Raw genomic sequence first — 12,463 nt, forward strand, 5'->3', positions numbered from 1 at the left:
GGCTTTGATGACAGCATCCCCGGCCGGACCGGTGGTCGACCTTCGGTCCGACACCGTCACCCGGCCCGATGCGCGGATGCGTGATGCCATGGCCCGCGCGGAGGTCGGCGACGACGTCCTCGACGGCGACCCCACCATGCGGGCCCTGGAGGCGGAGGTCGCCGGGCTCCTGGGCACCGCGGACGCCCTGTGGGTGCCCAGCGGGTCCATGGGCAATCTGATCGCGCTGTGCGTGCACCTCGAACGCGGCGACCGCTTCCTCGTGCCGGACCGCGCGCACCTCCTCGACCTTGAGGTGGGTACGGCATCCTGGCTGGCCGGCGGCATGCCCCAGGCCCTCCCCTGGTCCGACGGCCCCGGTACGCCGAGTCCGGCGGACATCGAGCGGGCGGTCACCCGCGGCGGACCGTACTTCGCGCTGCGGGACCGGCTGCTGTGCCTGGAGAACACGCACAACGCGGCGGGCGGCACGGTCACCACGCCGGCGCAGCACCGCCGGCTGGTCGACGCCGCCCATGACGCCGGGCTGCTGGTGCACCTCGACGGAGCCCGCCTGTGGAACGCCGCGGTCGCCCTCGGTGTGCCGCTCGCGGACCTCGCCGAAGGCGCGGACACCGTCCAGGTCTGTCTGAGCAAGGGGCTGGGCGCGCCGGTGGGTTCGGTGCTGGCGGGCAGCACCGATTTCGTACGGGAGGCACGGCGGCTGCGCAAGATGCTCGGGGGCGGCGTCCGGCAGGGCGGCGTGCTGGCGGCGGCCGGACTGGTGGCTCTGGAGCGCGTGGACCGCCTGGCGGTGGACCATCGCCACGCGCGCCTGCTCGCGGACGGTCTGGTCGACCGCGGGTGGAAGGTCGACCCCCCGCAGACCAACATCGTCATGGTGCCTGCCGATGATCCGCAGGCCACCGTCGCGCTGCTCGCGGAACACGGTGTTCGCACCGTGCCGACGGGCACCGGCGTCCGCATGGTCACGCACTGCGATGTCTCGCGCCCAGACATTCTGCGGGCCATCGAGTCGTTCCCGCAGCCCAGCTGAGCCGTGCCCCGCCGATTCTCTTCACCGGAGGCCCCATGCCGTCGCCTCGTACGCCGCGAAGCCGCCCGCACGACACCGCACCCGGGCTGTCGACCCGGCCGTTGACCCGGCCGCCGACCGATCCTGGGGTCGAGCCGGCGGTGGAACCTGCGGCCGAGCCGGGGGTCGAGCCGGGGGTCGAGCCGGCGGGTGCGCTCCGGTCCGGTGTCCTGCCGCTGGCCGGGGCGGTCGCCGGAGGCGCCGCGCTCGCCCTGGAGTCCGTGGTCAACGGCCGGCTCGGCGCGCACACGGGTTCCGTGGCCGCGGCGGCCTGGTCGAACACGCTCAGTCTGGGCGTCGCGGCGGTGGCCGCGTTCTTCCTCACGGGACTGCGCCCGGCGTTCGCCGCTCTGCGCGCCCGGCTGCGGTCCGGGACCCTGCGGGTTCGGCACTGCCTCGGCGGTGTCGCGGGCGGCAGCATGGTCCTGACCCAGGCGCTGACCGCCGCGACGCTCGGCCCTGCCTCGTACACCCTGGCGCTGGTCTCCGGCCAGACGCTGTGCGGGGTGCTCGTCGACCATCTCGGCCTGGGTCCCGGCGCGCCGCGCCGGGCCACCCGGCGCCGTCTGACGGGTGGTCTGCTCGCCGTGTGCGCCGTGGCCCTTCCGATAATGGCCGCGCCGGACGAGGGGCGTACCCTCGCGCTCGCCGCCTTGCCCTTCCTCGCCGGCTGCGCCCTGTCGTGGCAGATGGCGGTGAACGGCAAGGTGGACGAGGCCGCCGGAGAGCACCCCTACCCGGCGGTCCTGCTCAGTTTCGCCACCGGCTGCGCCCTGATGGTCGCGGCGGTGGCGGGACTTGCGGCGTTCTCCCGGCTTCCCCGGCCCGAGTCCGGACCGCTGTGGCACTACACCGGAGGCCTGCTCGGCTGTGTGGTGGTGCTGTCCGCCGTGCTGGCCGTGCGCCGCATCGGTGTCCTGGCCGCGGGGCTGGGGATGATCAGCGGTCAGGTACTGGGTTCGCTCGTCCTGGGGCCCTTGCTGGGGCAGCCACCGTCGTACCTGGCTCTGGTGGGGGCGGCGCTTCTGATCGGTGCGGCGGTGCTGGCGGCCCCTTCCGCGACCCGGGCCCATACCGGGTCCCTCCCCCGTACCGCGACCCGGGCCCGTACCTCGTCCCTCCCCCGTACCGCGTCCCTCTCCCGGGCCCGGCCTGACCGCTTGTCCGACGGGCCGGGCGCGGGAGGAAACTGACTGCCTGTGGAAAGACAGCAACGTGCCATCCGGTCACGCAACGTCATCCTGCGCGCCGCGGCACAGGTCGTCGACCGGCACGGCCTGACAGCCGCGACCCTTGCCAGGGTGAGCAAGGAGGCCGGGCTCTCCACGGGCGCGATCTACTTCCACTTCGCGGACAAGGACGCACTGGCGTCCGCGCTGGAGGAGGGAGCGGCCCACGCGCTCGACGAACTGGCTGCCGGCCGGGCCCGCGAGATCGCCCCCGCGCTGACCGCCATGGTCGAGACGACCCGCGAACTGGCCCGCCTGCTGGCCCGTGACGTGGTCGTGCGGGCGGGGTTCCAGGTCAGCTGCGACCGTGCCGAGGGAGGCGTGCCGGTCCTGCGGCGCCGTCTCGCCGCCCTCCTGACGCAGCTGCTGGAGGACGCCCGGAGCGACGGAAGCCTCGCGCCCGGCGTCGCGGTCGACGAGGTCGCCGCCACCGTGCTCGCGATCACCGTCGGCGTCCAGATCCTCTCCCGTCAGCCGGACAGCGCCCGGACGGTGGCCGTGGCTCTGGAGCGGTTCTGGCAGACGACGCTGCCGGCGCTGACGGACGGTGTGCACGACGCCGGGACGTAGCAAGCAGCGGCTCGCTCACGACAGGCAGGTGTCCGTTTCGCAGGCGCGGCTGCCCGCCCGGCCGAGGGCCTGCTGGAGGTGACGGGCCAGGCTCTCCGGATCCTGCACGTGTGCGAGGTGCCCCTGGCCCGGCATGACGACGACGCGGGCACGCGGCAGGGCCGAGGCGACGCGGGCGAATACGTCGCCGTAGGGCGGGACGCCCTCGTTCTCGGCTCCGAGAAGCAGGGTGACGGGCATGGGGAGCTCCCCCCACGCGTCGGGTTCGGTGGGGTGTTCGTTGAGGGCCGTCAGTTCCTGGGCGAGCGGGGCGGCCAGTGGGCGGAGGACCTCCCACGCGGCGCTCTGGCGCAGTCGCGCCACGTACTCCGCGGTGAACCCCGATACGTCCCGGTTCACGATCTCCACCGCGCGGTCCAGGTCGTCGGCCGCGGCGGCTTGCCGCAGCGCGTCGAGCACATGGTGGCCGAAGGGCCGTACGACCGGTTCGTACAGGGTGAGCGAGTGGACGGCTTCGAGGCGCTGCGCGGCCGACTCCAGCGCGACGAGCCCGCCGAAGCTCCAGCCGAACAGGTCCACTCCCTGCTCCTCGGCCTGCTCCGCGCCCTCGGCGGCGACGATCGCGTCGAGCACGTGGACGAGATCGTCGATCTCTGTGCGCAGCGTGTAGTGCGGACCCAGTGCGCCACTGGGCTGCCGCCCGCGCCGGTTGAGCACGTAGACCGGTCCGGCCACGTCCAGTGCGTCGACGACCGGCTGCCAGCCGGCGGCATCGGCCATGACACCGGGCACGATGAGAACAGGCCTGCCCGAACCTGCGCGTCGGGTCAACGTCAGCGTGACCCCCTCGCGTTCCACACACTTCAGCACAGCGCCGCAGTCTCCTATGTCGATCCGCTTGCCCGTGAACGGGCGGTACACAGCAGGCCCAACGAGGTGTTCGGATGCGGGAAACGCCGAGTTCACGCCGGACCGGAAACCCACCTTCCGCTCAACCCTCACCACCGGCACGTACCGGCGGTGAGGTTCGCGAGCAACAGGTGAACGGGCGGTGCGCTTCGTTCCCTACGGCATCGACCGGCTCGACGGGTGTTGATCGGCGTGTCTCCGCCCCGGCTCAGGCCGGTCGGTTGGCGGCGTAGGCCTCGATGGCGTCGCGCTGGTACGCGGCCAGACCCGGGGCGATCGCCTCGTACGCGGCGCACCAGACCTCGTTGTCGACGCAGGAGCGTCCGATGGCCCGGAACTCCTCGGCGGAGACGGTACGCAGCTCGGTCAGGCTCCGGTACTGGTCGTCGATCTCGGCCTGTACCGGTTCGGCGTCGGCGGGGTGGCCCGCGGCCATGAGTTCGGCCAGCCGGATCATCTGCGCGGTACGCGCACGGTGCGCGGCGTCGGCGTCGGCCTGGCTCATCGTGGCGGCGCGCTGTGCGACCTCGTCGGCGAGTTCGGGGAAGTCGCGCATGTTGTGCGCGTACTGGGAGGGCTGGACGCCCTCGAAGAGGTTCTCCGGTCGGTTGATGGTCATGGGGTGGCCGTCCTTTCTGGACTGCTCCAGGTCGGCGATCGTGCGGGAGACGGTGTCGGCCAGGGCGTCGATGCGGTCCCGCTCCGCGAGGAGCCGCCGGTGGTGGCCCCGCAGGGCGTCCACCTCGTCGACCTGCTCGGACAGGATCCGGCCGATCTCCGGCAGTCCGACGCCCAGCGCCCGCAGCACAAGGATCTGCTGCAGCAGCAGGAGCTGGTGCTCCTCGTAGTAGCGGTGACCGTTGGTGCCGATCCTGGCCGGCGTCAGCAGGCCGGTCTCGTCGTAGTGGCGCAGGGTGCGGGCGGTCACGCCCGACATCCGGGCCACCTCCGCGATCGGCCAGTCCATCTCCACTCCCGCGTGTGTGTCTCGCCGGGCCGGTCTCTCCGGCCCTGGTCACGACGGTAGAAGCTGCCGCAGCGGCAGCTTCAACCCCGGCGTCCATGTTCCTCCCAGCCGGGCCCGCGAAGGTCGTGGACCGGAGCGGGGCGCGGCTTCGCGCGTACTTCCCGGGGAGTAGTCGGCGGGGTGTGCCGCCCTTGGCAGTAGTCCTCGACTCGGTCTTCGGTGCGACGAATCGGCTTTCGGAGGGCGGGAGTCTGAGGGAGGCCTGAAGAGGATCTATGGAGGGAGGCCTGATGGACGGGCGTAAGAGGATCGTCGGCTGGGGGGTGCTGGCGTTGTGGGTGATCGTGCTCGCTCTCGCCGCGCCGCTGGCGAGCGGGCTCGGTGAGGTGCAGCGTGACCGGGCTGTCGACTACCTGCCCGCGAGTGCCGATTCGACGCAGGTCGCGAAGATCGCCGAGCAGCTGCCCGGCGGGGACTCCACCGACCTCGTACTCGTGTACCACCGTGAGGGCGGGCTGACCGCCGCCGACCGGGCGAGAGCCGCTCGGGAGGTGGAGGAGGTCGCTGCCGACCACCCGCTCACCTCGGTCCCGCGTGCGGTTCCTTCCCAGGACGGGACGACCCTGCTGTACGCGGTGTCCAGTACCGGGCCCGGTACGGACGAGGTGGCCAGGGACACGTTCGTCCGCGAGGTCCGCGAGACGGTGAGCGGTGAGGTCGGCGGGCCCGGTGCGCTGGCCACGGACGCGAGCGAGGTGTACGGCTCGCTCGACGGTCCGCTGCTCTACACGACCGTCGCCGTCGTCGCGGTTCTCCTGATCGTCATCTACCGCAGCCCGTTCCTGTGGCTCGTGCCGCTGGCCGTCGCCGGCGTCGCCGACTATCTGTCGATGGCCGTCACCTACGCCCTGCACCAGGGGTTCGACATCAGTGTCTCCGGCCAGAGCACCGGCGTGATGACGATCCTGGTCTTCGGCGCGGGCACCGACTACGCGCTGTTGCTGGTGTCCCGCTACCGCGAGGAGCTGCGCCGGGTCCCGCGCCCGTACGACGCCATGGTCGCCGCCCTGCGCGGCTGCGGGCCCGCCGTCCTCGCCTCCTCGGGGACCGTGGCGCTGGGCATGCTGTGCCTGCTGGCCGCCGACATGAACAGCAGCCGGGGCATGGGGCCCACCGCGGCCGTCGGTGTGCTGTGTGCGCTCGCCGCGATGATGACCCTGCTGCCGGCGCTGCTCGTCGTGCTGGGGCGGCGGGTGTTCTGGCCGCTGGTCCCCGCGTACGGCAGCCAGGTGAAGGCGGCGCGCCGTTCGCTGTTCACCGCCATGGGTTCGTCCGCAGGCCGGCGTCCCCTGCCCGTCCTGTTCGCGGGCGCCGCCGCACTGGCCGCACTGGCGCTCGGGGTGCTGAACCTGCCCGGAACGCTCAAGCAGGAGGACTCCTTCAGCTCCACCCCCGAGGCCGTCACCGCGATGAAGACGCTGGCCGCCGCGTATCCGCAGATGGGCACGCAGCCCATCACCGTCGTCGCCCCGCAGGCCGATGCCGCCTCCGTGCTGGAACGTGCACGCGGCACCGAAGGGGTCGCGCGCGTCGAACCCGGACGCAGCGGGGGCGGCTGGAGCGAGATCTCGGTCGTCGCGGCGCATCCTCCGCAGTCCGCTGGTGAGACCGCGACCATCCGGGAGCTGCGCTCGCGGCTCGGCGAGGGGGTGTACGTCGGTGGGCCCAGTGCCGAGCAGCTCGACATGGCCGACACCAGCGCGCGGGACCGCAAGGTCGTGGTGCCGTTCGTCCTCGTCGTCGTACTGATCGTGCTGATCGCGTTGCTGCGCAGTCTCGTCGCACCGCTGGTCCTGGTCGCCGCGGTCGTCGCGGTCTGGGGAGCGGCCCTGGGCGTCGGCGGCCTTGTCTTCGAGTGGCTCTTCGGTTTCGAGGGCACCGATCCGGGTCTGGCGCTGCTCTCGTTCGTGTTCCTCGTCGCCCTCGGCGTCGACTACGGCATCTTCCTGATGCACCGGATGCGCGAGGAGTGCCTGGGCGGTCTGGAAGCGGGGCCCGCGGCCCTGGCCGCGCTGCGCACGACCGGCGGGGTGATCGCCTCGGCGGGTCTCGTGCTCGCCGCCACGTTCGCGGTGCTCGTCAACATGCCGATGGTGCAGCTGGCCGAGCTCGGATTCGTGATCGCGGTCGGCGTGCTCCTCGACACGTTCCTGGTCCGTACGTATCTGGTGACCAGTGCGAGTGTGCTCCTGGGCCGCAGGGTGTGGTGGCCCGGTCCGCTGGCGAAGAAGCCTGCGGAAGACGTCGGTTCGGGATCCGATCGGCTGCCCGTAGGGGTGTGATCAGGGGCGGGTGGGGGCTCTGCCGGACTGTCAGGAGCCCCCGCTCGCAGGGAGGATGGACACCATGGACTTCGCAGCGGCTTTCACGCGTGACCCGCAGGCGGCGCCGTATCCGGTCAGGTGCGACGCGACGGCCGCGGCGTTCTTCGCCCTGCTCGCGGCGGTGCTCGCGTTCACGGTCGACGACGGACGGCGCCCGGACCTTCTGGGCTGGGCGCTGCTTGCCGCCGCGCACGTGCCGCTGGCCTGGCGGCGCAAGGCGCCCCTGCCGGTGCTCCTCGCCGTGGTGGCCTGCGTCGCCCCGTATCACGCACTCGACTACATGCACCTGGCGCCGATACCGGCGTCCATGACCGCGCTGTACACGGTCGCGTCCACCGGGCGCCCGAAGCGGACGGTGACCGTGGGGCTCGCGGTCACCTCCGTCACGCTCACCATGCAGCTGTTCGTCAACCCGCACGAGATGGTGGAGCTGCTCAGGGTCTCGGGCTGGGTGATCGCGATGCTGGTCTTCGGTGCGAGCATCCGGCTCTACCGGCAGCTGGTGGCCGGGGTGGTGGAGCGGGCCGAACGGGAAGCGGAGCAGAAGGTCGTCGAGGAGCGGCTGCGGATAGCCAGAGACCTGCACGACCTCCTCGCTCACTCCATCACCCTCATCGGCGTGCAGACATCAGTCGCCGCGCACGTGCTGGTCTCCACACCGGACCGGCTCGACCGGGAGGCGCTCGCCCGGGCCCTGGAGGAGATAGCCGAAACCTGCCGGGAAGCCCGCGCCGAGGTCCGCACGACCCTGGATGTGCTCAGGGCCACCCCCGAGGGACCGCTGCCGGACCTGGCCTCGCTGCCCGATCTCGTACGAGCCTCGGGCGCGGAGCTGACCACGCGGACCGAGAACTGGGCGGAATTGGGGGCTGGGTCCGGGACTGGGGCTGGGGCTGGGGCTGGGACTGGAGCTGGGAGCGGGATGGCGAAGGTTCCGGCGGCGGTCGGCGCGGCGGCGTACCGGATCGTGCAGGAGTCGCTGACCAATGCCGTACGCCACGGGGGCCGGGGAGCGGGTGTACGGGTCGACGTCGGCCTGGTGGAGGACGTGCTGACCGTGCGGGTGACCAACGGGGGTGGCGGATCGCATGGTGTCGGCGGTCCGGGACGTGCCGATACGCCCGAGGGTGCTGGTGGCAGTGGTGGTTCGGGGTACGGGATCCTTGGGATGCGGGAGCGGGCCAGGAGCGTGGGCGGCACCCTGAACGCGGGCCCCCGAGAAGGCGGGGGTTTCGAGGTCTCGGCGGCGCTGCCGCTCACGGTGAAGGAGGTGGCGGTGTGATCCGGGTCCTGCTGGCGGACGACCAGACGCTGGTACGGGCATCGTTCGCGATGCTCGTCGAGTCGGCACCGGACATGGAGGTCGTGGGCCAGGCCGCCAACGGCAAGGAGGCCGTGGAGCTGGCCCGTTCGGCACGTGCGGACGTGGTCGTGATGGACGTCCGGATGCCCGAGCTCGACGGGATCAGCGCGACCCGGCTGATCGCCGCCGACGAAGACCTGGCCGGAGTGAGAGTGCTGGTCCTGACGACGTACGACACCGACGAGCACGTCATGGACGCCCTGCGGGCCGGCGCGTCGGGCTTCGCGGTCAAGGACATCCACCCGGCCGAGCTCCTCGCCGCGATCCGCACGGTGGCAGCCGGGGAGGCCCTGCTGTCACCGGGCCCGACGTCCCGGCTCATCGCCCGCGCCCTCGCACTCCCCCAAACCCCGGTGACAGGCGGACCGGAAGGACTGTCGGACCGTGAACGCCAGGTCCTGACACTGGTGGGCCGGGGCCTGAACAACACCGAGATCGCGGAAGCACTCGGACTCTCCCCCCTCACCGCGAAAACCCACGTCAGCCGCATCATGGGAAAACTCACGGCCCGAGACCGCGCCCAACTGGTCATCGTCGCCTACGAATCAGGCCTGGTGACCCCCGGCCACTGACACAGGGAATGAGGTTCTCTCACAACGCGGGCAGGACGTGCGGCCGGGATGGGTGCACCACGATGTGGCGCGGGACATCGAGCGTGGCAGCATGGGTGACCAATCGCCAAGTATGGACTGGAGGTTCCGGTCGGCGGCGGAGGCCCCACACCAATGATCACCGGAGTCACCAGGGAGCCCGCAGCATGACCGGCACCACGGAGGCCCTTGGCGGGTCGGCCGCAGTCGACAAGGCGGCACGAGGCGTCACGCGCCCGTTCTACGTATACGCCGTGCTCGCCAACTCGCTGTTCCAGCGCGGCGTATTCGTCCTCTTCCTTTATCAGCGAGGCTTCTCCGTCGGGCAAGTGGCCTTGCTGCAGACACTGCTCTACCTGGTCAGCGGACTTGCGGAGTTGCCGACGGGAGTCATCGCCGACGCAATCGGCAGGCGGGCCAGCATCGTGATCGGCCAGATACTGATAGCTGGATGTCTGCTCGGTCAGGTGGCGTTCTCCGACTACTGGGTGTTCCTGACGCTGTTCATCGGGCAGGGCGTGGGCATGGCATGTGTGTCCGGTTCGGACACCGCCCTGCTGTACGACCTGCTCGTGCGTCGTGGTGCAACGGCCGGCTACGTCAAGATCAAGTCCCGGTTCACCATGCTCGGGACGGTCACCTCGGGAGCCGCCATCGCCCTCGGCGGCCAACTGCAGCAGATCTCCTGGGGAGTCGTCTACGCCGGTTCGGCGGCGTGCCTTGTCCTGGCCGTGGTGGTGCTGATGTCACGGGTGCCCGAGGTCCGCGGCGCGGACGCGGTGGACGAGCAGGACGGAGCCGAGGAGCACGCCGACGCCACAGCGTGGCGGGCGATGCTTCGGGTCGCCACACCGGCGCTCGTGACGCTTGTCGTGGTGTCCGGACTGATGCATGCGACGTTGACGCCGTACATCATTTTCACTCAGAAGACCCTCTCCGATCAGGGAGCGGGCACCGCATTGGTCAGCGTGGTCATATCGGCGGGATTCTTCGCCGGCGGGCTCACTCCGCTGCTGTCGGACCGCGCGGACCGGCGCATCGGGTATCGGGTATCGGGTCATCGTCCCGGTGTCTCTCCTGGCGCTCGCCGCGGCACTCGGCCTGAGCGGCCTCGGCCTTGTCTGGGTCACCATCGCCGCGTTCCTGGTCCTGGTCGGGGTTCCCGAGATCACCGCCGTGATCGTGGACAACGTGTTCAACGAGGCAGTGCCGTCGCGCCACCGGGCGAGCCTGCTGTCGATGATCGCCTTCGTGGAGTCGGTGCTCATCGGCATCGGCTATCTCGTCCTCGGCGCGCTCATGGACGGGTTGGGCTCCAGTGTGGGCATGGCCACCTACGCCGCGGTCCCCCTGCTGGCATGTCTACTGTGGCTCCCGGTGCTCTTCCGAGGGGCGCGGGTGACCACCGAGATCGAGAAGTCCTCCGAGTAGCACCGCGCAGGCTGCGACAGAGAACAGGCCGCCGGCGAGGAAGGTGCCCCGCACGTCGGAAAGCGGCAGTACGAGTGCCCCGAGCGCGGCGCCGGCCGCGATACCGGCGTTGTAGGCGCCGGAGTTCGCCGCGAGCGCGATGTCCGTGCGGCGCGGAGCGTAATGCAGCATCGCGTTCTGCGTGGCCATGAACACCGGCCCGAGTGCACCGCCCATCAGCACCAGGAACACCACCGCTGCCACCGGATCGGTGCCGGCCGTGTACAGGCCGAGCATGCCCACTGCCTGAGTGGCCAGGGCAGTGGTCAGCGCGGCATGCGGAAAACGATCCAGCAGAGCCCCGGTGATGCTCACCCCGGCCAGGCACGCAACGCCGAAGGCCATGAACAGGGTGGTGACCGTGCCCGGAGGGAATCCGCTCACGTCGCTGAGGAACTTCGCGAGGTAGGTATATCCCGTGAAAGCCCCGGTAGCGGACAAGCCTCCGGCCGCCAGCACGAATCCGAAGCGGCGGGCATCGGGGCTGATGCCGTAGGCGGCGTGCGCTTCTTCCGGACGTGAGGTCGGCAGCAGAACGGCGATCGTCACCAGGGAGATGATCCCCAGACCCGCAAGCATGGCGACGGGAACGCGCCAGTCACTCTGCCGCCCCAGCCAGGTCCCGGCGGGCAATCCGAGCACGAGGGCGAGCGAACCGGCGACGGACAGTGCCCCGATCACACGCCCACGGAGTGCGGGCGCGAACAGACCCACCGCGACCGGCCCCATCACGGCCCAGAACAGCGCTTGAGCGAGCGCCGTCAGCAGCCGCGCCACGAGAAGCAACCAGTACGAGGACGCCAGCGCGGCGACGAGACTCGACACGACCAGCGCGGCCAGGAGTCCCGTGAGCACGTGGCGTCGGGGCACTGCCCGCATGGCGTACGCGAGCGGCAGCGACGCGACGGCCACCGTCACGCCATAGCCGGTGACCAGAAGACCGACCGCCGACACTGACACCCGCAGGCTTTCGGAGACGACTTCCAGGAGACCGATCGGCAGGTTCTCCGCCGTGTTGAAGGTGAAGGCGGCCAGCATCAGGGCGACAAGAACCGCCGGCCCGTGCCATGGAGCCGGTCGTGGCGCGACCATGCGGCCTTTTCCCGACCTCGCCCGTTGCGCCTGCTGCATGGCACCGTCCATGGAAGTACCTCACCGGGCCCATCGGGCCACCGCAACCCCCTTGAGCTACCTCAGGTGGTCGCGGTGGCTCGCCGGGCTATTCGTGTGGCGTTCCTGGCCCGGCGGGGTCCGGTGTCCCGGCGAGTTCCGCGAGGACCTCCTCCAGCCAGCGCACGTGGGTGACCAGGGCCCTGTCCTTGCTCTCGTGGACGTGGTCCAGGACGCGGGCCATGCGATGCGGGTCCACGCCCGGCAGCCAGGGCTCCTCGCGCATGTCCCGGGCGCGGAAGCGGTCGAGCTGGGCCCGGCGTGCCTCCAGTTCGGTACGTACGAGGGCGATCCGCTCCTCCTCGGTCACGAAGACGGAGAGGAGGTAGCGCGTCAGGAACTCGGGGTCGCCGAAATCGACCGGCGGCTCGTACGGCTCGGCGAGGCGGGCGTGCAGGACGCGTTCGCCGGTAGCGGTGACGCGGTAGACCTTGGAGTCCGGGCGTCCCTCGTTCCGCTCCACGTCGTACGTCAGCCAGTCGTCGGCGGTCATCCGGGCGAGGGTGCGGTAGATCTGGCTCTGCTGGCTGGGGAACCGGCTCATGCGGCCCATCTCACTGCCCAGCCAGCGCTTCAGGTCGTACCCCGTACAGGGACGCATCGCCACGAATCCGAGCAGAACGTGCTCGAACTTCATCTCTCTCCTGTCACCTTTCGACCGCGAAGCCATAGGTGACTAGTCACCTATGGCACTCGGCATCTATGCTCACGGCGCCCACAGCTGGGCCTTCCCCTG

The 12,463-nt window shown here is 71.0% G+C and carries 10 protein-coding genes and 1 pseudogene; 7 read left to right on the forward strand and 4 right to left on the reverse strand.

The genetic code is table 11. From position 1 onward, the window contains the following. Window positions 1–7 precede the first annotated feature (7 nt). From ACZ6K0_RS34160 to ACZ6K0_RS34170, 3 genes are all read left to right on the forward strand, one after another. Window positions 8–1,036, forward strand: coding sequence for a threonine aldolase family protein (locus ACZ6K0_RS34160; protein WP_469230569.1), 1,029 nt, complete (start codon window positions 8–10; stop codon window positions 1,034–1,036). Between the two features lie 140 nt (window positions 1,037–1,176). Further along, window positions 1,177–2,268, forward strand: a complete 1,092-nt coding sequence (locus ACZ6K0_RS34165) for a DMT family transporter (protein ID WP_469230567.1) — start codon at window positions 1,177–1,179, stop codon at window positions 2,266–2,268. 6 nt (window positions 2,269–2,274) lie between these two features. Continuing rightward, window positions 2,275–2,874 (forward strand): ScbR family autoregulator-binding transcription factor, encoded by a 600-nt coding sequence (locus ACZ6K0_RS34170; RefSeq protein ID WP_469230565.1) that lies wholly within the window; start codon window positions 2,275–2,277, stop codon window positions 2,872–2,874. Window positions 2,875–2,889: 15 nt separating this feature from the next. Here the strand turns inward: ACZ6K0_RS34170 and ACZ6K0_RS34175 are convergent, their stop codons facing one another. Both ACZ6K0_RS34175 and ACZ6K0_RS34180 read right to left on the reverse strand, forming a co-directional pair. Continuing rightward, complete coding sequence (locus ACZ6K0_RS34175; RefSeq protein ID WP_469577589.1) at window positions 2,890–3,885, reverse strand: alpha/beta fold hydrolase; 996 nt, start codon at window positions 3,883–3,885, stop codon at window positions 2,890–2,892. A gap of 106 nt (window positions 3,886–3,991) precedes the next feature. After that, window positions 3,992–4,750: a MerR family transcriptional regulator gene (locus ACZ6K0_RS34180; RefSeq protein WP_376412360.1), complete on the reverse strand. Its 759-nt coding sequence runs from the start codon at window positions 4,748–4,750 to the stop codon at window positions 3,992–3,994. A 290-nt stretch (window positions 4,751–5,040) separates the two neighbouring features. Between ACZ6K0_RS34180 and ACZ6K0_RS34185 the strand changes: the two genes are divergently transcribed. The 4 genes and pseudogenes from ACZ6K0_RS34185 to ACZ6K0_RS34200 all read left to right on the forward strand — a co-directional run bounded on the left by ACZ6K0_RS34185 (window position 5,041) and on the right by ACZ6K0_RS34200 (window position 10,518). Next, window positions 5,041–7,092, forward strand: a complete 2,052-nt coding sequence (locus ACZ6K0_RS34185) for an MMPL family transporter (protein WP_469230563.1) — start codon at window positions 5,041–5,043, stop codon at window positions 7,090–7,092. A gap of 64 nt (window positions 7,093–7,156) precedes the next feature. Continuing rightward, the gene (locus ACZ6K0_RS34190; protein ID WP_469230561.1) at window positions 7,157–8,416 is read left to right on the forward strand and encodes a sensor histidine kinase; all 1,260 of its coding nucleotides are present in this window, start codon (window positions 7,157–7,159) and stop codon (window positions 8,414–8,416) included. After that, window positions 8,413–9,069: a response regulator gene (locus ACZ6K0_RS34195; RefSeq protein ID WP_469230559.1), complete on the forward strand. Its 657-nt coding sequence runs from the start codon at window positions 8,413–8,415 to the stop codon at window positions 9,067–9,069. The genes ACZ6K0_RS34190 and ACZ6K0_RS34195 overlap by 4 nt, the downstream gene beginning before the upstream one ends. Before the next feature lie 185 nt (window positions 9,070–9,254). Continuing rightward, a pseudogene (locus ACZ6K0_RS34200) lies at window positions 9,255–10,518 on the forward strand (MFS transporter). Here ACZ6K0_RS34200 and ACZ6K0_RS34205 read toward each other — a convergent pair. Together ACZ6K0_RS34205 and ACZ6K0_RS34210 are read right to left on the reverse strand one after the other, a co-directional pair. Then, on the reverse strand, window positions 10,450–11,649 hold the full coding sequence (locus ACZ6K0_RS34205) for an MFS transporter (protein WP_469230636.1): 1,200 nt from the start codon (window positions 11,647–11,649) through the stop codon (window positions 10,450–10,452). The pseudogene ACZ6K0_RS34200 and the gene ACZ6K0_RS34205 overlap by 69 nt on opposite strands. Window positions 11,650–11,776: 127 nt before the next feature. Beyond that, a complete protein-coding gene (locus tag ACZ6K0_RS34210) occupies window positions 11,777–12,364 on the reverse strand; it encodes a PadR family transcriptional regulator (RefSeq protein ID WP_376412346.1) in 588 nt (195 codons plus the stop codon). Window positions 12,365–12,463: the final 99 nt, after the last annotated feature.

The organism is Streptomyces sp. NPDC042346, from assembly GCF_055581845.1.